This is a genomic window from Nocardia sp. NPDC059764 (assembly GCF_042732555.1).
Classification (GTDB): Bacteria; Actinomycetota; Actinomycetes; order Mycobacteriales; family Mycobacteriaceae; genus Nocardia.
Window position 1 is genome coordinate 21,684 of record NZ_JBHWHH010000050.1, and the last position, 21,742, is coordinate 43,425.

At 69.7% G+C, this 21,742-nt stretch carries 15 protein-coding genes; 10 read left to right on the forward strand and 5 right to left on the reverse strand.

Annotated elements, in window-relative coordinates:
* Positions 1-20: 20 nt before the first annotated feature.
* Positions 21-1,295, reverse strand: a complete 1,275-nt coding sequence (locus ACFV4K_RS14060) for an ROK family protein (RefSeq protein ID WP_379274904.1) — start codon at positions 1,293-1,295, stop codon at positions 21-23.
* A 714-nt stretch (positions 1,296-2,009) separates the two neighbouring features.
* On the opposite strand from ACFV4K_RS14060, the gene ACFV4K_RS14065 reads away from it, so the two are divergent.
* Genes ACFV4K_RS14065 through ACFV4K_RS14090 form a run of 6 tightly spaced genes read left to right on the forward strand, consistent with a single transcriptional unit; the run spans position 2,010 to position 8,745 of the window.
* A complete protein-coding gene (locus ACFV4K_RS14065) occupies positions 2,010-2,792 on the forward strand; it encodes a GntR family transcriptional regulator (RefSeq protein ID WP_379274906.1) in 783 nt (260 codons plus the stop codon).
* A complete protein-coding gene (locus tag ACFV4K_RS14070) occupies positions 2,793-3,020 on the forward strand; it encodes a ferredoxin family protein (RefSeq protein ID WP_379274908.1) in 228 nt (75 codons plus the stop codon).
* A gap of 22 nt (positions 3,021-3,042) precedes the next feature.
* Entirely contained in the window at positions 3,043-4,431 is a 1,389-nt protein-coding gene (locus ACFV4K_RS14075; RefSeq protein ID WP_379274909.1) for an ABC transporter substrate-binding protein, read from the forward strand.
* Positions 4,428-5,291 carry an ABC transporter permease gene (locus ACFV4K_RS14080; protein WP_379274911.1) on the forward strand — a complete coding sequence of 288 codons (864 nt, stop codon included), beginning with the start codon at positions 4,428-4,430 and terminating at the stop codon, positions 5,289-5,291. Before ACFV4K_RS14075 ends, ACFV4K_RS14080 begins: the two co-directional genes overlap by 4 nt.
* Positions 5,288-6,049, forward strand: coding sequence for an ABC transporter ATP-binding protein (locus ACFV4K_RS14085; RefSeq protein WP_379274913.1), 762 nt, complete (start codon positions 5,288-5,290; stop codon positions 6,047-6,049). The genes ACFV4K_RS14080 and ACFV4K_RS14085 overlap by 4 nt, the downstream gene beginning before the upstream one ends.
* Entirely contained in the window at positions 6,049-8,745 is a 2,697-nt protein-coding gene (locus ACFV4K_RS14090) for a fumarate reductase/succinate dehydrogenase flavoprotein subunit (protein WP_379274915.1), read from the forward strand. Before ACFV4K_RS14085 ends, ACFV4K_RS14090 begins: the two co-directional genes overlap by 1 nt.
* Positions 8,746-8,766: 21 nt before the next feature.
* On the opposite strand, the gene ACFV4K_RS14095 is transcribed toward ACFV4K_RS14090, so the two are convergent.
* Complete coding sequence (locus tag ACFV4K_RS14095; protein WP_379274917.1) at positions 8,767-9,567, reverse strand: immunity 49 family protein; 801 nt, start codon at positions 9,565-9,567, stop codon at positions 8,767-8,769.
* 210 nt (positions 9,568-9,777) lie between these two features.
* A complete protein-coding gene (locus ACFV4K_RS14100) occupies positions 9,778-11,379 on the reverse strand; it encodes a DUF2207 family protein (protein WP_379274919.1) in 1,602 nt (533 codons plus the stop codon).
* 529 nt (positions 11,380-11,908) lie between these two features.
* Between ACFV4K_RS14100 and ACFV4K_RS14105 the strand changes: the two genes are divergently transcribed.
* A complete protein-coding gene (locus ACFV4K_RS14105; RefSeq protein ID WP_379274921.1) occupies positions 11,909-12,838 on the forward strand; it encodes a neutral zinc metallopeptidase in 930 nt (309 codons plus the stop codon).
* A 58-nt stretch (positions 12,839-12,896) separates the two neighbouring features.
* Here ACFV4K_RS14105 and ACFV4K_RS14110 read toward each other — a convergent pair whose 3' ends face one another.
* Complete coding sequence (locus tag ACFV4K_RS14110; RefSeq protein ID WP_379274923.1) at positions 12,897-14,192, reverse strand: ammonium transporter; 1,296 nt, start codon at positions 14,190-14,192, stop codon at positions 12,897-12,899.
* A gap of 105 nt (positions 14,193-14,297) precedes the next feature.
* Positions 14,298-15,131 carry a hypothetical protein gene (locus tag ACFV4K_RS14115; RefSeq protein WP_379274925.1) on the reverse strand — a complete coding sequence of 278 codons (834 nt, stop codon included), beginning with the start codon at positions 15,129-15,131 and terminating at the stop codon, positions 14,298-14,300.
* A 400-nt stretch (positions 15,132-15,531) separates the two neighbouring features.
* On the opposite strand from ACFV4K_RS14115, the gene ACFV4K_RS14120 reads away from it, so the two are divergent.
* The 3 genes from ACFV4K_RS14120 (at position 15,532) to ACFV4K_RS14130 (ending at position 21,678) form a co-directional block, all read left to right on the forward strand.
* Positions 15,532-18,018 carry a DNA polymerase III subunit gamma and tau gene (locus tag ACFV4K_RS14120; RefSeq protein ID WP_379274927.1) on the forward strand — a complete coding sequence of 829 codons (2,487 nt, stop codon included), beginning with the start codon at positions 15,532-15,534 and terminating at the stop codon, positions 18,016-18,018.
* Positions 18,019-18,275: 257 nt separating this feature from the next.
* The gene (locus ACFV4K_RS14125) at positions 18,276-19,487 is read left to right on the forward strand and encodes an acetyl-CoA C-acetyltransferase (RefSeq protein WP_379274929.1); all 1,212 of its coding nucleotides are present in this window, start codon (positions 18,276-18,278) and stop codon (positions 19,485-19,487) included.
* 37 nt (positions 19,488-19,524) lie between these two features.
* Complete coding sequence (locus tag ACFV4K_RS14130) at positions 19,525-21,678, forward strand: 3-hydroxyacyl-CoA dehydrogenase NAD-binding domain-containing protein (protein ID WP_379274931.1); 2,154 nt, start codon at positions 19,525-19,527, stop codon at positions 21,676-21,678.
* Positions 21,679-21,742 lie beyond the last annotated feature (64 nt).

Here is a 21,742-nt window from a genome sequence, read left to right on the forward strand (position 1 = left end):
GGGACTTCGAGTTCGGTGGGCTAGCGGGTCCGCGTCGCCCGGCGCATGGCCGAGAGCGGGTCGGCATAGAACGCGCTCACCGAGGTGACCGCCGCCGCGAATTCCTGCACCCGGCCGCCGAATCGGCTGATCCGCAGATCCGCCGCGGGCAGCGTGGTCGACTCGGCGAAGGCCTTGGCGACCCGCTCCATGCCCGGCCGCCAGCCGGTGAACGCCTGGCCGCCCAGCACCACCCGGTCCGGGTTGAACATGTCGCGCACCAGAGCCGCTGTGCGGCCGAGGATTTCGGCCCGCTCGATGAGCAGGTCGCGAGCATCGGCATCGCCCGCGTCGGCGGCCCGGTACAGATCGGTGACGGCCGGGCGGTGCGGGGCCTCCGGCTTGGGCAGAATGCCCTTGCGCACGGCGCGCTCCAACAGCGCGCGCTCACCGATGGTGGCCTCCAAGCAGCCGCGCCGGCCGCAGGTGCAATCGACGTCCGAGCCGGTCGGGAGATGCGCGATCGAACCCGGGCCGTTGGTGGGGGTGTGCACGCGATCGTGCAGAGTGACTGCGACACCGGCGGTTTCGCGGGCGTACACGAACAGGCTGCTGCCGGGCCGGTTCTCCTCGGCCGGGTCGCGCGGGGTGAGCAGCAGCTCCGCCGCGGCCATCGCCTCGACGTGCGCGGACACCGAGACCGGCAGGTCCAGCACGCTGCTGAAGACCGCCGCCACCGGCGCGGCCTGCCAGCCCAGGCGGGGATGGTCCACGACCCCGGCCGCCGGATCCACCCGACCGGCCAGCGCGACGCCGGTCCACAGCGGCCGCCGCCGCGGCAGCCGGTCCAGGAAGGCCTTGGCGCTGCGGGCCACGATGGTCAGCGCCGCGTCCTGACCCGTTTGGGGCGTGGCGATTTCGAGCCCGCCGAGGATGCGGCCGGACAGGTCCGCGGCCACGATGCGGGTCACGGTGAAGCCGATGTGCACGCCCAGCGTCACGTACGAGTCGGTGTCGACCTCGAACGGCACCCGGGGGCGGCCCACCGCGCCGGACGCGGTCAGATCGGCGCGCTCACGCAGCAGTCCGGCCGTAAGCAGCGCGGACACTTGGCGATTCACGGTGGCGATGCTCAGACCGGTGGTCTGCGCGGCGACATCGCGGAAGATCGGGCCGCGGGTGGCGGCGCGCAGTACGGCGGCCGCCGGGTTGTCGGTGATCCGCAACTCCGGGGGCACGGCCGGGCGCGCCGGGGCGGGCCGCGCGGTCGCGGTGGAGACGGCGGTATGGGTGCGGTCGAGCGTGGGGCTGGACACTGTGTCGAATCCTTGCTGCGGTCCACCCGGTCGACGGGTGGACGAATGCCTACATGAAGGTTTCAGCGGTGCAGCGAGGAACCCGGATTACGACCGGGCGGAGATGCCTGGACGATCCGGTCAGAACTCGACTGCGCGACGGCAGGGACAACACAGTTCCCGTTGCCGCGGCAGCCGAACGCCCAGCGCGACGGTCACGTAGGTGACCCGCGGCGCGGAAGAGGGGCGGCTGGCAGACATAGGATCAAAGTATCATTCCGATCACGGGGAACGGAAGGTAAGCGCGATCCTCCCGGCAGTCCCGGGCCTGTCGCGGCGCGTCGGCGCGAAACCCTCCGGGCAACCTCCAGTCTTGCCGAATCTTTTGCGCCTGTTGATATTTCACGCCAGGCGGGTGTGGCCCGAGGCAGTTCGGGCGAGTGGCGCACGACACATTCTCGTCCCATATCTCGAGAAGTTGCCCGCACCCCCACCCCACTCGAGTCCGCTGTCGCGCACACGCATTCCGCTCAGTGTGATTCCAAGGCGCGCACTCCCGGCACGGGTGGCGCAATACCCCGATTCGACCGCATTCCGGCAGGCCGCGCGTTCGGGCGGGCGGCGCAGAACCGCAGCGCCGGCGCCGGGGCGCGGTGAGCGGTCCGGACGGCCTCATTTTCGCCGCTACAGTTCTGAAACCGCAGGTCAACGGCGTAGAAAGGAGTCGAGGTGTCGATGGAACCGGTACCGCTGCGCGCCCCCGAACGCCGGGCGGATCGCGCCCGCCAAGTGGCGGATGTGCTGCGTCAGCAGATCCACGCGAGCGCCTTCGACAACGCACTGCCCGCCGAGGCGGCGCTGTCCGCGGAATTCGGCGTGTCCCGCAACACTGTTCGCGACGCGCTCACGCTGCTCAAGGACGAAGGCCTGATCGAGCGCGCCCCGAAGATCGGAACGCACGTCGCCCGGCGCAAATACGACCACGGCCTCGATGCCCTGCTCGGTTTGAAGGAGACGCTGCGCGGCCACGGCGAGGTCCGCAACGAGGTGCGGGCCGCCCGCCGGGTCACCCCGCCGCCCGCGGTCGCCCGCAAGCTGCGACTCGAACCCGGCGAGCAGGCCGTCTACATCGAGCGGCTGCGCTGGTTCGGCGATCTGCCGCTCAGCCTGGACCTCACCTACCTGGTCCCCGACATCGGCGACGAGGTCGTCACCCGCGACCTCGAGACGAATGACGTGTTCGCGCTCATCGAGCAGATCAGCGGCGGCCCACTCGGCTCGGCGGAACTGGCCCTGGAGGCCATCACCGCGGACGCGCACTCGGCCATGACCCTGCAGATGCCCGAGGGCGGCGCGCTGCTGCTGCTCGAGCGCCTCACCTCGCTGGAGGACGGCCGCCCGGTCGACCTCGAGTACATCCGCATGCGCGGCGACCGGATCACCATGCGCGGCAGCCTCATCCGGCCGCCGGAGCGCTCACCCGATGCCGACCCGGGCACCGACTGGAGGTTGACCTAGATGGCTTTGGCCGAGAACCGGGCGGATGTCCCGGTGACCATCGACGAATCGCTGTGCATCCAGGGTTGCACGCTCTGCGTGGAGATCTGCCCGCTGGACTCGCTGGCGATCAACCCCGACAACGGCAAGGCGTACATGCACGTCGACGAGTGCTGGTACTGCGGCCCCTGCGCGGCCCGCTGTCCCACCGGCGCCGTCATCGTCAACATGCCCTACCTGCTGCGTTGAGACCGACCCGCTGAGGAAACCCATGAAGTACCGCCCCGCCCGCGTCATCGCCGCGGCCCTCGCCTCCGCCCTCGCCCTGACCGTGTCCGGCTGCTCGCTCGAGAACGCCGGCAACGGCGACACCGTCAAGGTCGTCATCGGCTACCAGTCCAAGACCATCAATACCGTCACCGCCGGAACCCTGTTGAAGGCCAAGGGCTTTCTGGAGCAACGCCTGAACGCGCTGAGCGTCAAGGGCGGCGCGAAGTACCAGGTGGAGTGGCAGGACTACGACACCGGCGCGCCGATCACCGCGCAGATGGTGGCCGAGAAGATCGACATCGGCTCCATGGGCGACTACCCGCTGCTCATCAACGGCTCCCGCACCCAGGCCAATGAGCGGTCCCGCACCGAGCTGGTGTCCATCACCGGCTACAACCCGAAGGGCGCGCTGAACATGGTGGTCGTCGCACCCGACTCCAAGGCGCAGTCCATCAATGACCTGGCCGGGCAGAAGATCTCGGCGAGCGTCGGCTCGGCCGGGCACGGCACCCTGGTCCAGGCGCTCACCCGGGCGGGCATCGACCCCAAGTCCGGGGTGGAGGTGCTCAACCAGCAGCCCCAGATCGGTTCCTCCGCACTGGAATCCGGTCAGGTGGCGGCGCTGTCGCAGTTCGTGGCCTGGCCCGGCCTGCTGGTTTTCCAGAACAAAGCCAAGCTGCTCTACGACGGTGCGGAACTGAACGTCCCGACCTTCCACGGCGTGGTCGCCCGCCGCGACTACGCCAAGCAGCACCCGGAGGTGCTCGATGCCTTCCTGCAAGCCCAGCTCGACGCCACCGACTTCATCCACCAGCACCCCTTGGAGGCGGCGCAGACCGTCGCGGACAACGCGGGGCTGGCCCCGGAGGTCGTGTACCTCTACAACGGGCCGGGCGGAACCTCCTTCGACACCACGCTGAAGCCGTCGCTGCTGGCCGCCTTCAAAGGCGATGTGCCGTATCTGAAGTCGATCGGCGACTTCGCCGAACTGGACATCGACAAGTTCGTCGACCCGGCCGCGCTGAAGCAGGCGTACCAGGAACGCGGGCTGAACTACGACGCCGAGCTGGCGAACAACGCCAACCCGCTGCCCGGGTCCGGCGGTGAGCTCTGGCTCACCGGGCAGGACACGACGCAGTCCCTCGCCGACCCGACCGCTCTGCTTCGGGCCGTGAAACAGGCTCGGGCACAGGGCAAGACGGTGCGTGCCGCCTATGTGCCGGACGCCGAGCTCGGCACCCGCTGGTTCGCGGACAAGGCGATCTGGGTGCGCGACGGCGACAACTATCTGCCCTTTACCACCTCGGCCGCCGCGCAGCGGTACCTCGCAAAGCACGCCGCGGGCGCGATCGTCGGCTTCGACCAGGCCGTGAACGAGGTCCGGGTATGAGCGCCCCGGCGGTCGCCGCGCCGGCGGCCCCGGTCCTCGCCCGGGCCGCACCGCGGGTGACGCGCCCGCGGGCCGGGCGGACGGTGTGGCGGTCGCGGATCGTGCGGGCGCTGTCCGTGCTGGCCGCCATCGGAGCCTGGGAGTTCCTGACCGCCAACCACATTCGCCTCTGGGTCCGGTTCGACACGCTGCCGACCGTCACCCGGATCGTGCGGGCCTTCCGGCATCAGCTCGGCACCGACGCCTACTACCTGGACCTCGGGCAGTCGCTGATCCGGATTCTCAGCGGCTTCGGCCTGGCCGCCGTGATCGGCGTGAGCGCCGGTGTGGCACTGGGCCGTTCCCGTTGGTTCGCCGACACGGTGGGACCGCTCACCGAACTGGCGCGGCCCATTCCGGCCATCGCCATCGTGCCGGTCGCCATCCTGCTGTTCCCCGACGACGAGGCCGGAATCGTGTTCATCACCTTCCTGGCCGCCTTGTTCCCGATCCTGGTCGCCACCCGGCACGCGGTGCGGGCGCTGCCCACCATCTGGGAGGAATCCGTCCGCACCCAGGGCGGCAATCGCTGGGACGTGCTGTGGCGGGTGGTGCTGCCGGGCAGCCTGCCCGGCGTGTTCGGCGGGCTCTCCGTCGGCATCGGCGTGGCCTGGATCTGCGTGGTGTCGGCCGAGATGATCTCGGGGCGATTGGGTGTCGGCTACCGCACCTGGCAGGCGTACACCATCGTCGACTACCCGGGCGTATTCGTCGGCATCATCACCATCGGCGTGCTCGGCTACACCACCTCCGCCGCGGTGGAACTGCTCGGGCGGCGCGTCACCCACTGGCTGCCGCGCGGGGACGAGGAGGCGAAATGAGCACGGCCGGCATTGGATTGACCCTGGACCGAGTGCGGCTCTCCTACACCGGAGCCCCGATCATCGACGACCTGTCGATCACCGTGCGGCCCGGCGAGATCCTCGTCCTCACCGGCCCCTCGGGCTGCGGGAAGTCCACGGTGCTGCGCGCCCTCGCCGGACTGCTGCGCCCCGACGCGGGCCGGGTGCTCGCCGACGGCGCCGAGGTCACCGGCACCGACCGCGACCGCGCCGTCGTCTTCCAGGACAACGCGCTGCTGCCCTGGAAGACCGTGCGCGCCAATATCGAACTGGCACTGCGGTTGCGGGGCGCGCCGCGCGCCGGACGCCGGGAACTGGCCGACCGCTGGATCGCCGAGATCGGGCTCACCGGCTTCGCCGACTTCCTGCCCAAATCGCTGTCCGGCGGCATGCGCCAGCGCGTGCAGCTGGCCCGCGGCCTGGCGGGCGCGCCACGCGCGGTCATGATGGACGAACCCTTCGGCGCCCTCGACACCCAGACCCGCGAGACCATGCAGCGCCTGCTCGTCGACACCTGGGACAGCCACCCCACCACCGTCGTCTTCGTCACCCACGACGTGGACGAGGCCCTGCTGCTCGGCGACCGCATCGCCGTCCTCGGCCGCGCCGGCGAACCCCTGCGCGCCCTGCTGGAGGTCCCCCGGCCGCGCGAGACCGGCGTCGACCGCACCGCCCTACGGTCCGAAATCATTGCCGACCTGAACCATTCGGGCGAGCTCATGGAGGCAACAAAGTAATGGAAATCCCCGATCTCGACGACACCCTCCGCCTCGACTGCGACGTGCTGGTCATCGGCGGCGGCACCGCCGGCACCATGGCCGCCCTCACCGCCGCCGAAGCCGGCGCGAACGTGCTGCTGCTGGAGAAGGCGCACGTCCGCCACTCCGGTGCACTCGCCATGGGCATGGACGGCGTCAACAACGCCGTCATCCCCGGCAAGGCCGAACCCGAGGACTACGTCGCCGAGATCACCCGCGCCAACGACGGCATCGTCAACCAGCGCACCATCTATCAGACCGCCACCCGCGGCTTCGCCATGGTGCAGCGGCTGGAGCGCTACGGCGTGAAATTCGAGAAGGACGCCTACGGCGAATACGCCGTGCGGCGGGTCCACCGGTCGGGGTCCTACGTGCTGCCCATGCCGGAGGGCAAGGACGTCAAGAAGGCGCTGTACCGGGTGCTGCGGCAGCGCACGATGCGCGAGCGCATCCGCATCGAGAACCGGCTGATGCCGGTGCGGGTGCTCACCGAGAACGGGCGGGCGGTCGGCGCGGCCGCCCTGAACACGCGCACCGGGGAATTCGTGGCGGTCGGGGCCAAGGCCGTCATCCTGGCCACCGGGCCGTGCGGGCGGCTCGGGCTGCCCGCCTCCGGATACCTGTACGGCACCTACGAGAACCCCACCAACGCGGGCGACGGGTACGCCATGGCCTATCACGCCGGGGCCGAGCTGTCCGGGATCGAATGCTTCCAGATCAACCCGCTGATCAAGGATTACAACGGCCCGGCCTGCGCGTACGTCGCCAATCCGTTCGGCGGATACCAGGTCAACGCGCTCGGCGAGCGGTTCGTCGACTCCGACTACTGGTCCGGCCAGATGATGGCCGAGGTCAAACGGGAGATCGAATCCGCGCGCGGGCCCATCTATCTGAAGGTCTCGCACCTGCCCGATGAAACCCTCGAGGCGCTCGAGGACATCCTGCACACCACCGAACGCCCCACCCGCGGCACCTTCCACGCCAATCGCGGCCACGACTACCGCACCCACGACATCGAGATGCACATCTCCGAGATCGGTTTGTGCAGTGGGCATTCCGCGTCCGGCGTCTGGGTCGACGAGCACGCCCGCACCACCGTGCCCGGCCTCTACGCCGCCGGTGACCTGGCCTGCGTGCCGCACAACTACATGATCGGCGCGTTCGTCTACGGCGACCTCGCCGGAGCGCATGCCGCCTCCACCCTCGGCGAGCTGCCCGAACCCGGCGCACTGCCCGCCGACCAGTTGGCCGCCGCCCACGAACTCGTCTACCGGCCGCTGCGCCGACCCGACGGGCCGCCGCAGCAGCAGGTCGAATACAAGCTGCGCCGCTTCGTGAACGACTATGTGGCCCCGCCCAAGACAGCCGCCAAACTCTCCCTCGCCATCGAGACCTTCGACCGCATGCGCGGCGATCTCACCGCCATGGGCGCGCGCACCCCGCACGAACTCATGCGCTGCGCCGAGGTCAGCTTCATCCGCGACTGCGCGGAGATGGCCGCCCGCTCCTCGCTCACCCGCACCGAATCCCGGTGGGGGCTCTATCACGAGCGCGCCGACCTGCCCGCCCGCGACGACGTCGAATGGCGGTACCACCTGAACCTGCGCAAGACCGCCGACGGGGACATGGAGTTCCTGAAGCGGCCCGTCGCACCGTATTTCGTGCCCGTGCCGGGACTGGACGACCTGCCCGGCGCCGACACGGCGGTCATCCCGGTCGAGCAGCCCGCGCTGATCGGCACCCCGCCCAACCTCGGGGCCCAGGTGCGCTCACACGGCCCGGCGGGGCGGACGGCGAAAGACGTTGTCGCGCCCCGGATCGCGCTGCTGCTGAGCCTGGACGCGCCCGGCGTCGCGGAACTGCGCCCCTTCCTGTCCGATCCGGATCCGCGGGTGCGGGCGAACGCCCTCGCGGTACTCACCGAGAACACGCCCGACGGATTCGCCGGCGAACTGGTCGCGGCACTCGGTGACGAGGACGCCGAGGTGCGCGCCGCCGCGGTGGCGGGCCTGCGCGAACTCGCCGAAATCCTGCCCACCGCAACGGGGCTCGCGGAGCACGCCGATTCCCCCGACCCGTTCGTGCGCGCGGCCGTCGTGGATCTGCTGCGTTCGCTGCGCGCCGGGACGGCCGAACTGTTCGGCAAGGCCTCGGTCGACGCCGACCACCGCGTCCGCATCCAGGCCGTGCACGCGCTGGTGTCGCTGGACGACTGGCCCGCGCTGACCGCGGCCGCGCACGACGACAACCGTGAGGTCCGCATCGCCGCCGCCCGCGGCCTGGCCACCATCGGTCAGGGCGGTGTCGACACGGTGCGCGCGCTCACCCTGGACCGCGATCCGCTGGTGCGCGCGGCCGCGTTCACCGCGCTCGCCCGGCTCGGCGGGGATGCCGATACCGCGATCCTGACCGCCGCGCTGGGTGATTCGGCCTGGCAGATCCGGGAGGGCGCGGCGCGCGGGCTGGCCGGGGTCGGCCCGGAGCACGCCGTGACGGCCTTGAGCGCGGCGCTCACCGACATCCACCCGGACATCCGCAAGGCCGCGGTGCTGACGCTCAGCGTCTGGCCGGAGTCCGAAGCGGCCCGCGTCGCGCTCGAAACCGCCCACGCCGACAGCGACGCGGACGTGCGCGCCTACGCCCGGCGGGCCCTGGCGGTGCACGCCGAACGGTGAGAGTGGTTGCGGGCGAACCGGTTACGTAGTGCGGTACATCAACCCGGTCGGCAGGTACCCGGTGGAGACCCCGGGGCTCAACCCGCGATCGACCGCCAGGCACACCACCGCCAGCAGCGGCCACGCGATGAATCCCTCCGGATCCAGGCCGCGCTGCGGGGTGTCCCAGAAGCGGCGGTGGAATTCGAGACCCTCGATCAGAGCGGTCTCGAATTCGGCCGGGTCGCCGCGCAGCACCGCGTCCAGCAGGCACAACGCCGAATAGGCGATGGTGAGCGCGTAGTCGTCACCGCCGGACTGCTGCGCGTCCACCGCGGCTTCGATCCCGTCCACGATGATGGTCTCCGCCGTCGGATCGCCGGTCCAGGCCCGCTGCCAGGCATCGGCCCATAGATAGAGGCACTGCTCCCCGGGCTGCCCGGTACGCGTGGTCACCGCCAGCGGGTGGCCGGTGCTGCCCGGCGCGCCCAGCAGGTAGGCCAGCAGCTCGCGATCGCGGTCGATCACGGCGGCCCACAGGCCGTTCAGCAGATCCGCCACCGGCGGGGGCGGCACCACCCCGCCGCACGCGGGCACCGACCACGGCGTCCGCGCGATCGTCACCGTGACGGGCTCCCGCCCGGCGGGCCGCGCGGCCGAGCGCAGCCGCGCCGTGTAGGCAGCGGCGGTGTCCGCGACGGCCTGGCGCAACCGGACCGACTCGCCGCGCGGATCGTCCAGGCTCAGATAGCCGGCGATGGCCCGGGAACTCCAGGCCACGTCGGCGAGCACCGCCTGCGGTTGCGCGGCCAGGAATTCGGCCTGCAGCGCTGTGGTCCGCACCCGGAAGGCGCGGCCGAAACCCGCATCGGTCGGTCGAATAGCTGTTGGATAACTAAGTTCCTGGGCTGTTAGTGCGATATGGCGATCGATCATCGGACTTCGATGATGATCGGTGTGCCCACCAATTTTGCCAATCGATTGCTCACGCCGTGACAATAGCGAATGGACAACCCTGCTACATCGGTTGGTATATCGGTCGCCGGGGGCGTGTCACCGCTGATTGCCGGGCCGGAACAACCCCTCGACCGCGGTGATGAAGTACGGGAAGTGCGCGCCGAAACGCTGCAGACTGCGATCGCCCTCGAACCCGCCGAACCAGTACAGCCCCGGACTCCCGTCCGCCGTCGGATCCAGGTCCCGGAACGTGCGCACCCACTGATCGCCCCGGCGCGCGGCCACCAGGAACGGCAGCGCCCGCGAGAACGCCAGCTCCTGATCCGCCGCCGGAATGCGCTGCGGCGCAAGCGCGTCCAGCCCGCGCTGCATGGCCTGCACCCGGCCGGTCAACTCCCGGCCCATCGCGGTGCGGGACGGCAGATAGCGGGGGAGCAGCAGTGCGGCCACGCCGCCCAGCGCGAGCGCGATTCCGATCAGGGCGTGCCGCTGCGGACCGAGGGCCAGCGCCGCGGTCGCGGCGAGACCGCCCACGATCAGCGCGATCCCGAGCCAGAACTCGAAACCGCGGCGGGTGCGGTCGATGAACACCCCGGCCGTCACCGCGTCGTCGATCAGCGCGGCGCGCACCGCCTTCGCGTTCACCTGCCCGCGACGCTCGGACAGCAGCACCGCGTCCGCGCCGTCGGGAATCAGCGCCGAATACACGGCGCGCTCATAGGCGGTCAGCTGCGCGTCGGGCGGATTCACCCGGGAGAAGCGCCAATCCGCGTCACCGGCGACCGTCACCCACAGATAGTTGCGGACGGCCAGATCCACCACGGTCGACGCCATGTCCGGCACATCGGCGTGGCCGTCGAGCAGCAGGCCGGCCGTGCTCGGCAGCACACCGTCCGGCGAGGTGAACTGCACGCGATCGCCGGTGCGCACCAGCGGATCCAGGGTCTCGGCGGCGACCGGCGCCGAACGCCGCGACCACAGCACGTATCCGGCCGCCGCGGCCACCGCCGCGAGCAGCGCGCCGAAGGCGGCCCACACCGGACCGGTCGGCGAGAACGCGTTGGGCGCGTTGTCGTCGCGCACATCGGCATTGGCCCGCACCGTATTCGGCGGCAACTGCAAGGTCACATCGAGAATGTCGCCCTTGCGTAGGTCGGTCTTCTCCAGATGCGCGAATCCGTCCGGCTCGACCCGGATATCGCCGCAGTTCTGCGGATTTCCGGGCGGGCCGACCGTGCACTTGGTGACGCCCATCCGGAAGCTCGGGCTCGACACCGTCGCATTGATCGACGCCACATCGGTGTTCAGCACGCCGGTCCACTGGAACACCTGCGCGCCCGTAGCGTCACTGACGGTGTTGTGCACCGTGTACTTGAAGGTGGCCGCGCCCGGTCGCGCGGAGATGGTGAACAGATCGTCCGCGACATGCGCCTCGCCGTCCCCCTCGGCGGACACCTCGGTCACCTCGAACGTACGCAGCACACTCGGGCTCACCTGCACGCGCAGCGGCAGCACCTGCCGAAACTCCCCGCCCTCGGGGACTTTCACGGTTTCGGTGACCCGCAGCAGACCGTCGTCGCCCAGATTCACCTCCGCGGTGATGTCCACACCGGCCGGCTGCGCCCACGCGGCCGGCGCCGCCACACCCGCCATCGCGAGCAGCAGCGCGACGAGGGCGGCCCCCCGAAAAATCTGCATGACTGGCACTCTAGCCAGCTTGCTATCCTTCCTCAGCGGCAAGTCGCAGGTCTATGGAGCCGGCAGGCTATCTCTGAGGAACGAGGGGGTGCGGGGGTTGACTCGCCCACCGTCCGAGCACGGACCGACGCCCCCGGGTCGCCGGCCCACGCCGCCTCCTGGAAACCCACAGCCGCACGGCAATCCGCAGCAGCCCGTCCAGCAACCCGGATTCCCGGCGGTCCCGCGCCGTCCGGCAGGTCAGCCCGGAGGCGCGCCGCCGCCCGGATACCAGCCCCAGCCCGGGTATCCGCCGCCGCCCGGATATCAACGGCCACCCGGATATTCGCCGCAGCCGGGCCATCAGCCGCCGCCGTATTCCGGTCACCCGCAGCAACCCGGCGCACCCCGCCCGGGCTATCCGGTCCAACCGGGCAAGGGCCCCGCCCGGCCGGGTTACCCACCGCAGCAGGGCTTTCCGCCACCACCCGGATACGGACAACCCGGATATCCGTCCACCGGTCAGGGCCGGCCCGCGTATCGCGCGCCCATGCCGCCGCCCACCGCCGCGCCGCCGACCGGCGCGATTCCGGTGGACCGGCCCGCGCCGCCGAGACGCGGCCGGGTGGGAACGCTCGTCGTGATCCTGGTGCTGCTGGTGTCCGGTGTGCTGCTGCGCACCGCCGCCACCACCGGCCTGAACCCCTTGGGCTCCGGCTCGAACGTCAAGACCGGCTATTCGAACGACGCCGGGGAGAACCACGGTGTCGCCGCCACCGGCGACAACCCGCTGCTGACCAACCCCGATTACACGCTGCTGCCCGCCAAATGCGCGTACTCGCCGTGGGGCACCCAGGTCGAGGTGGCGCGCAAGTTCTTCGAGACCGCGGCCGACTGCCTGCACACGGCGTGGAAACCGTTGTTCGACAAGATCAATCTGCCGTTCCCCGCGCCCAAGCTGAACGTGTCCGCGGACACCGCGGGCATCACCACCCTGTGCACCGGCAACAGCAGTAACTTCGCGGCCTTCTACTGCTCGGCGGACATGACCATCTACATGCCGATCAGCCAGCTGCAGACCGACATCTTCGGCAACAACTGGGTCGTCTACCTCTCGGTGTTCGCCCACGAGTACGGCCACCACGTCCAGGCGCAGTCGGGCATTCTCGGCAAGGTGCACCAGCAGCGCCGCGACGCCGGATCGCGCAGCGACACCGGGCTGGAACTGTCGCGCCGCACCGAACTCCAGGCCCAGTGCTTCGACGGCATGTACCTGTCGTCCTCCGGCAATGGCGGCTCGCTGACCAGCGCCCAGATCGGGGTGGCCCGCAACGACGCCTACCACCGCGGCGACGCACCCGGCGACATGCGCGATCACGGCACCGCGCAGAGCATGGGCGGCTGGTTCGAGATCGGTTACGACAAGGACCGCGCCATGCAGTGCAACACCTTCACCGCCGCCGTGAGCAAGGTGAACTGACCGCCGAAACACTCGAGCCCCGCCGCGGTAGGCGACGGGGCTCGAAACAGCTTCGGGCTCAGTGCCCCAGCGGCTTGCCGATCCGGTTCGGCGAATGTCCGTGCACGCCCTCGGCGTACGCGGTCTCCGCGTGCAGCGCGAAGTCGACGCCGCCCAGCTCGTCCTCCTTGGTGACCCGGAAGCCGATCACCTTGTCCAGCACCTTGCCCAGCGCGAACGTCACCCCGAAGGCGAAGGCCGCCACCGTCACCACGCCCACGGCCTGCTTGCCGAGCTGACCCAGCCCGCCGCCGTAGAACAGGCCCGCCGGGCCCTTGGTCATGACGGCCGAGGCCAGGAAGCCGATCAGCAGCGTGCCGACGACGCCGCCCATGAAGTGCACGCCCACCACGTCGAGCGAATCGTCGTAGTTGCCCTTGAACTTCCAGCCCACCGCGAACGAACACACCACGCCCGCGACCAGGCCCACGACCATCGCGCCGATGGTGTTCACCTCACCGCAGGACGGGGTGATGGCCACCAGACCGGCCACCGCACCCGACGCCGCACCGAACGTGGTCGGCTTGCCGTCGCGGCGCGCCTCGACCACCAGCCAGCCCAGCATGCCGAGACAGCCCGCCACCAGCGTGTTCAGGAACACCGCCGCGGCGGTGCCGTCGGCGGTCAGCGCCGAACCCGCGTTGAAGCCGAACCAGCCGAACCACAGCAGGCCCGCGCCCAGCACCACGAACGGCAGATTGTGCGGGCGCATCGCGTCCACCTTGAAGCCCTGCCGCGGGCCCAGTACCAGCACCATCGCCAGAGCCGAAGCGCCCGAGGCGATCTCGACCACCATGCCGCCCGCGTAATCCAGCGCGCCCACCTTGCTCAGCCAGCCGTCCGAGGTCCACACCCAGTGCGCGATCGGCGCGTACACGATCAGCGCCCACGCCGGCACGAAGATCATCCACGCCGAGAACTTGGTCCGGTCGGCGATCGCGCCGCTGATCAGGGCCACGGTCAGAATCGCGAAGGTCAGCTGGAAGGTGACGAACAACAGTTCGGGAACACCCGCGCCGGTGGTCTTGTCCACCACATGCACGGTGTCCGGGTTGATGCCGGCGAGCCCGAAATGCTTCAGGTCGCCGATGATTCCGCCGCCCGCGTCATCGCCGAAGGCCAGGCTGTACCCGCCGAGCAGCCAGGCCACCGTCACCAGCGGGATCGAGATGAAGCTCATCATCAGCATGTTGAGCACGCCGCTGGACCGCACCATGCCGCCGTAGAAGATCGCGAGGCCGGGTGTCATCAACAGCACGAGCGCCGTGGCCGCCAGCAGCCAGGCGGTCGACGCCGCGTCGATGTGGGGTGTCATGCGGTAACTCCTTCTGCGCGTGATCGCGTTGCGTGGAAGTTACCGAAAACTCACGTTAAGGCGCTGTTACGAAAATGAGGAGTCCGATACCTCCCCGTAACAGCATCAGCTGCGCTGTTCCCTCGCTTTTTTGGCCAGAGCGCGCAATCCGCGCGGGCCGGGCACCGGATTTCCGTCGTCCAGCGCCATCCATTCCGCGGTGACGAGCCACCGCTGCTGGGCGCGGGCGTCGGCTGTGTCGTTGAACACCCGCCGGCCCCGGTCGTCGCGCAGCTCATAGGCCATGACCGACCAGCGTGGCGGGCGCCCGTTCTCGGCCACCTGGTCGCGCAGGTAGGCCGCCACCAGGGTGCCGATCATGTTCACCGGCCGCAGCGAGACCCGGTTGCCGTAGCGGGCGCCGAAGAAGCGCCTTCCGGCACACAGGGATCGGGGCTCGGCGCTGTAGGCGATCCAGCCCGACCGCTGCGCGCGCTCGATGAGCCACAGGTGCTTGATGGCGGTCGGCGGGATGTCACCGACCCGGTCGCGGATCAGCGCGATCACCGGTTCGGTGAGCAGGATGTCGCGCCGGGTCGGACCGGTGCCGTGCGCGGTCCAGTATTCGTCGGTCAACTTGGCCAGGACCCGCCCGAAATCGTCGATGCTGCGCTGCGCCCGGCGGCCCAGCCGCTCGATGCGCTCGGCCTCGGCCCGCATGTCGTTCTGCACCATGTGGGTGCGGATGGCCGCCAGGGTCGGCACCTGGCGGCGCTGCAGCAGTTCCAGGATCGCGCCCGCGGTGGCCGGATCGGCAGCCGCCGACACCGGTAGCGAATCACGCTTGATGTCGAAATCGTGCGGGCTGATGGCCCGGCTGAGCAGTCCGACGGCGGCGCTGTCGTCCGCGAATTCGGTGCTGGAGAGCCAGGCGGTGGCGATGTCGTCGTGCGAAGGCACGGGGCATGTCCTCCGGAGGATTTGGTTGTGCCCCGGTCGGGATGAGGGACCGGCCGGGGCAACCAACCTGATGAAGGTTTGGCTACCGAAGTTGCCGATGTCCACGGTAGCCAAGGGATTGCGATCTTGCCTCACCGATTCACAGGATCGTTATGTCCGCTCTGTGGAGTTGAAACAGAACGCAGGTCTGTATCTGGTGTCGTTGCAAGAAATGTGTGTTCGACAATTACCGTTTCAAAACAACGCGGAGAATTTGCTATCCGATTTGACGGGGCATCAGTTCGGGTCGGTCGGTTTTGACCGGAGTTCGGGATGGAATGTGATGTGCATCACATCATGGGGCGCTTGGTGGTTCGGCCGCATGTCACCACCTGTCGGGGCGCACCGGTAACCTCTCCCCGTGGCTCTGTACCGGAAGTACCGACCGGCAACGTTCGCTGAAGTGGTGGGTCAGGAGCACGTCACCGATCCGCTGAGTACGGCGCTCGACACCGGACGGATCAGTCATGCGTATCTGTTCTCGGGACCGCGCGGGTGTGGCAAGACCTCCTCGGCGCGCATCCTCGCCCGCTCGCTGAACTGCGAGCAGGGACCGACCTCCACCCCGTGCGGCGTGTGCTCGTCGTGCGTGGCGCTGGGTCCGGGCGGCGCGGGCAATCTCGACGTCATCGAGCTCGACGCCGCCAGCCACGGCGGTGTGGACGACACCCGCGAACTGCGCGACCGCGCCTTCTACGCACCCGCCGAATCCCGGTACCGCGTCTTCATCGTGGACGAGGCGCACATGGTCACCACGGCCGGCTTCAACGCGCTGCTCAAGATCGTGGAGGAGCCGCCCGCCCACCTGATCTTCGTCTTCGCCACCACCGAGCCGGACAAGGTGCTGCCCACCATCCGCTCGCGCACCCACCACTACCCGTTCCGGCTGCTCCCGCCCGCCACCATGCGCGGACTGCTCGGCAAGATCTGCGACCAGGAAGGCGTGCAGGTCGAGGAGTCGGTGTACCCCTTGGTCATTCGCGCGGGCGGCGGCTCCCCGCGTGACAGTCTCAGCGTGCTGGACCAGCTGCTGGCGGGCGCGGGCACGGAAGGCGTCACCTACCCCCGCGCGGTGTCCCTGCTCGGCGTCACCGACGTCGCCCTCATCGACGACGCCGTCGACGCCCTCGCCGATTCGGACGGCGCGGCCCTCTTCGGCACCATCGACCGCGTGGTGGAGGCGGGCCACGACCCCCGCCGCTTCGCCACCGACCTGCTCGAGCGCCTGCGCGACCTGATCCTGCTGCGCGCCGTCCCCGACGCCACCGACCGCAACCTGGTCACCGGCCCCGGCGACGTCATCGACCGCATGCGCGCCCAGGCCGACCGCCTCGGCGCGGCCACCCTGGCCCGCCACGCCGAACTCCTGCACGAGGGCCTCGGCGATATGCGCGGCGCCACCAACCCCCGCCTCCTGCTGGAGGTCATCGCGGCCCGCATGCTCCTGCCCGGGGCCTCCGACGCCGAGACCGCCACCCTCCAGCGCCTCGAACTCCTCGAGCGCCGAATGGCAAGCGGCGCAATCCCCGCCGCATCGCAGCAGCCCCAGGCCGCCGCGCCCGCAGCCGCGTCTGCCGCGTCGGCCCCGGCCGCGGCTCCGCCAGCCGCTCCTGCCGGCCGCCGCGGGGCCGCCGCCCTGGCCGCCATGCGTGCCGAGAAGTCCGGCGCCCCAGAGCCTTCCGTCCCCACTCCGCCCACACCTGCTCCGGTGGCCGAGGTCGCGCCGAATCAGGCGGTGCCCGTCCCGTCCGGCGCTACCGCGGTGCGTCCGCCCGAGCTCGCTCCGGTCAATGCGGTACCGCAGGCTCCGGCGGCTCCGGTAGCGGAAAGCCCTGTGACGCAGCCTGTTCAGGCCGCCGCGAAGGCGACGCCCCCTGAGTCGCAGCCTGATCCGGCGGCGGTCGAATCCGTGGCGCCGGCCGCCGGGCCTGCCGCGCAGGCGGCTCCTGAGCCCGCCGCGGAGGCCGAACCGGTGGCAGCGGCTGCGCCGGTGCCGGATCCCGCGCCGGTCGTCGAGCCGGAGCCCGTTCCCGCACCGGAACCTGTCGTCGTGGCCGCGCCGGCGCCCGCCCCCGAAGCGGCTCCGGCGGCTGCCGGGCCCGTCGGTGACGACGTACTGCAGCAGGTCGAGGAGGCCTGGGCGGATATCCGGGCCAAGGTGCGGGAGTTCGGGGCCGCGGTGCACGCGCTGCTGTCCGGTGCGAGCGTGGCCCGGGTCGAGGGCGAGACGATCGTGCTGGCGCATCAGCACGCGCCGCTGGCGCAGCGGTTGTCGCAGCCGCAGTACCTGGAGGCCGTGCAGTCGGCGGTCAAGGCGGTGCTGGGGCGTGAGCACGGGGTGAAGTGGGAAGTCGGGGGAGCCGGGTCGGGCGGCGCGGCCACCAAGGCCCCGGCGGGACGAGCGCCCGCCAGCGCGCCCGCGGAGCCGAAGAAGGCGGCGCAGAAGTTCTCGCGGCCGAGTCAGGCCAAGGCGGCCGCGGAGCCGGTCGCCGAACCGGCTCCGGCGACCGGGTGGGGGAGCGCCCCCGCGTCCGCTCCGGCGGCTCCCGCGCCCGCGGCTCCGGGGCCGGCGGGCGGGGATTCGTTCGAGCGGGAGAGCGCTCGTTTCGCGCCGCCGGAGGACGATATTCCGCTGCCCGATGGGCCGGACCTTCCGGACGATCCGGGGCCGGGGGACTACTCGCCGGTAGGTTATGACGGCGTCCCACCTGCTACTACGCCGGAGGAGGAGCGCGAGATGCTGGAGGAGTCGGCCAAGCCGGTGCCTCCGGAAGAGCGCCGCGACCCGGATGAGGTGGCCCTAGCGTTGTTGGTGCAGGAGTTGGGCGCCACACCTCTGGAGGGTTGACAGTTCCCTCGGGTGCCAACTTAAGTTAACCGGAGTTCGCATAGTTCGGTACTATGATCGGGTGGCCGTGAGTATCGGTTTCGCGAGGTTCTAAGGTATGCCCAGGCGTACGGGTTACCGGAGCGTCAACAAACCGGCTCGGGACGTTGTTTGTACAGCGTCAAAGGCGATCGGTCGTGGGGCCGGTCGGCGAGGTATGGCTACGGCACGGCCCGCACAACGCGGTGACGGCGCACCCAAGAGAGGAAAACTCCGATATGACCACAGAGGCCTACATTTACGAGGCCATCCGCACCCCGCGCGGCAAGAACCGCGGCGGTGCGCTGCACTCGGTCAAGCCGATCGACCTGACCACCGGTCTGGTCCAGGAGCTGCGGAAGCGCTTCCCGAACCTGGACGAGGCTCGCATCTCGGACATCATCCTGGGTGTCGTCTCGCCGGTCGGTGACCAGGGCGCGGACATCGCCCGCACCACCGTGCTGACCGCGGGCCTGCCCGACACCGTCGGCGGTGTCCAGCTCAACCGCTTCTGCTCCTCGGGCCTCGAGGCCGTCAACCTCGCGGGTGCGCGCATCCGCGCCGGTTTCGACGACCTGGTGATCGCCGGTGGCGTCGAGTCCATGTCCCGCGTGCCCATGGGCACCGACGGCGGCGCCATGTTCATGGACCCGAAGACCAGCTACGACGCTTACATTGTGCCGCAGGGCATCTCGGCCGACCTGATCGCCACCATCGAGGGCTTCACCCGCGACGACGTGGACGCCTACGCCGTCCGCTCGCAGGAGCTGTCGGCCAAGTCCTGGGACAACGGCTACTTCGCCCGCTCGGTTGTCCCGGTCAAGGACATGAACGGCCTGACCGTCCTCGACAACGATGAGCACATGCGCCGCGGCACCACCGCCGCCGACCTCGGCAAGCTGAAGCCGGCCTTCGAGGGCATCGGCGAGATGGGCGGCTTCGACGCCGTCGCCATGCAGCGCTACACCTACGTCGAGAAGATCAACCACATCCACACCGGTGGCAACTCCTCCGGCATCGTCGACGGCGCCGCCCTGGTGCTGATCGGCAACGAGGAGGCCGGCAAGGCCTCGGGCCTGACCCCGCGCGCCCGCATCGTCGCCGCCGCCACCTCCGGCGCCGACGCCACCATCATGCTGACCGGTCCGACCCCGGCCGCGCACAAGGCGCTGGCCCAGGCCGGCCTGAAGCCGGAGGACATCGACCTCTACGAGATCAACGAGGCCTTCGCCTCGGTCGTCCTGAAGTTCCAGAAGGACCTCCAGATCCCGGACGAGAAGCTCAACGTCAACGGTGGCGCCATCGCCATGGGCCACCCGCTGGGCGCCACCGGCGCCATGATCCTGGGCACCATGGTCGACGAGCTGGAGCGCCGCAACGGCCGCTACGCCCTGCTGACCCTGTGCATCGGCGGCGGCATGGGTGTCGCCACCATCATCGAGCGCGTCTGACGCCCACCCGAGACTTCTTCAGGAGATACGAAACACTATGACCGAGAACATGATCGGCTGGGAAAAGGACGCCGACGGCATCGTCGTGCTGACCATGGACGACCCGAACCAGGGCGCCAACACCATGAACCAGCTCTACAAGGACTCCATGAAGGCGACCGTCGATCGCCTGGAGGCCGAGAAGGACGACATCACCGGTGTCGTCATCACCTCCGCGAAGAAGACCTTCTTCGCCGGTGGCGACCTCAAGAACATGATGAAGACCACCCCCGCGGACGCGGCCGACATCATGGAAGAGCTCACCACCATCAAGGCGGATCTGCGTCGTCTGGAGAAGCTGGGCAAGCCGGTCGTCTCCGCGATCAACGGCGCTGCCCTCGGCGGCGGCCTGGAGATCACCCTCGCCACCCACTACCGCATCGCCGCGGACGTGAAGGGCGTGCAGCTGGGCCTGCCCGAGGTCTCCCTCGGTCTGCTCCCGGCCGGTGGCGGCGTCACCCGCATCACCCGCATGCTGGGCATCGCCAACGGCCTGATGGGCGTCCTGCTGCAGGGCAACAAGTTCACCCCGGCCAAGGCCAAGGCCACCGGTCTGATCAACGAGGTCGTCGGTTCCATCGAGGAGCTGGTCCCGGCCGCCAAGGCGTGGATCAAGGCCAACCCGGACAAGGGCGTGCAGCCCTGGGACGTCAAGGGCTACAAGATCCCGGGCGGCACCCCGTCCAGCCCCGCGCTGGCCGCCAACCTCCCGGCCTTCCCGGCCAACCTGCGCAAGCAGCTCAAGGGCCAGAACATGCCGGCCCCGCAGGCCATCATGGCCGCCGCGGTCGAGGGCGCGCAGGTCGATTTCGACAACGCGTCGCTGATCGAGTCCCGCTACTTCGTGTCCCTGCTGACCGGACCGGTCGCCAAGAACATGATCCAGGCGTTCTTCTTCGACCTGTCGCACATCAACAACGGCGGTTCGCGTCCCAAGGACGTGCCGAAGCGTGAGATCAAGAAGGTCGGCGTCATCGGCGCGGGCATGATGGGCGCGGGCATCGCGTACGTCACCGCCAAGGCCGGCATCGACGTCGTCCTCAAGGACGTCACCATCGAGGCCGCCAACAAGGGCAAGGACTACTCGGTCAAGCTCGAGGAGAAGGCGCTCTCGCGCGGCAAGACCACCGAGGAGAAGTCGAAGACCCTCCTGGACCGCATCAAGCCGACCGCCGACCCGGCCGACTTCGCGGGCGTGGACTTCGTGATCGAGGCCGTGTTCGAGAACCCGGAGCTCAAGGCGAAGGTCTTCGGCGAGATCGAGGACATCGTGGACGCCGACGCGCTGCTCGGCTCCAACACCTCGACCCTGCCGATCACCCTGCTGGCCAACGGCGTGAAGCGGGCCGAGGACTTCATCGGCATCCACTTCTTCTCGCCGGTCGACAAGATGCCGCTGGTCGAGATCATCAAGGGTGAGAAGACCTCCGACGAGGCGCTGGCCCGGGTGTACGACTACACCCTCGCGATCCGCAAGACCCCGATCGTGGTGAACGACTCGCGCGGCTTCTACACCTCGCGCGTGATCGGCAAGTTCATCAACGAGGCCATCATGATGCTCGGTGAGGGCGTCGACCCGCAGACCATCGAGCAGGCCGGTCTGCAGGCGGGCTACCCGGCGGCGCCGCTGAAGCTGTCGGACGAGCTGAATTTCACGACCATGCAGAAGATCTACAAGGAGACCGCCGAGGCCGTCGTGGCCGCCGGTGGCGAGATCGACGCCGCCTCGGGCGCGACCGCCAAGATCCTGAACAAGATGGTGGACGAGTTCGACCGCAAGGGTAAGGCCGGCGGCGCGGGCTTCTACGACTACACCGATGGCAAGGCCACCGGTCTGTGGTCGGAGCTGCGCTCCACCTTCGGCACCTCGACCGCCCTCCCCGAGGGCGTCACCCTGCAGGATCTCGAGGACCGCATGCTGTTCGCGGAGGCCATCGAGACCCAGAAGTGCTTCGACGAGAACGTGCTGACCTCGACCGCCGACGCCAACATCGGCTCGATCTTCGGCATCGGTTTCCCGGCCTGGACCGGTGGTACCCACCAGTTCATCGTCGGCTACCCGGGTGGACAGGAAGCCTTCGTGGCCCGCGCCGACGAGCTGGCCGCCAAGTTCGGCAGCCGCTTCGAGGTTCCGGCCTCGCTGCGCAAGTAATCCCGAGGTGGTCTGACCACTGACGCACTGAAACCCCGAGACCCGGGTCGCGGAATTCGCGGCC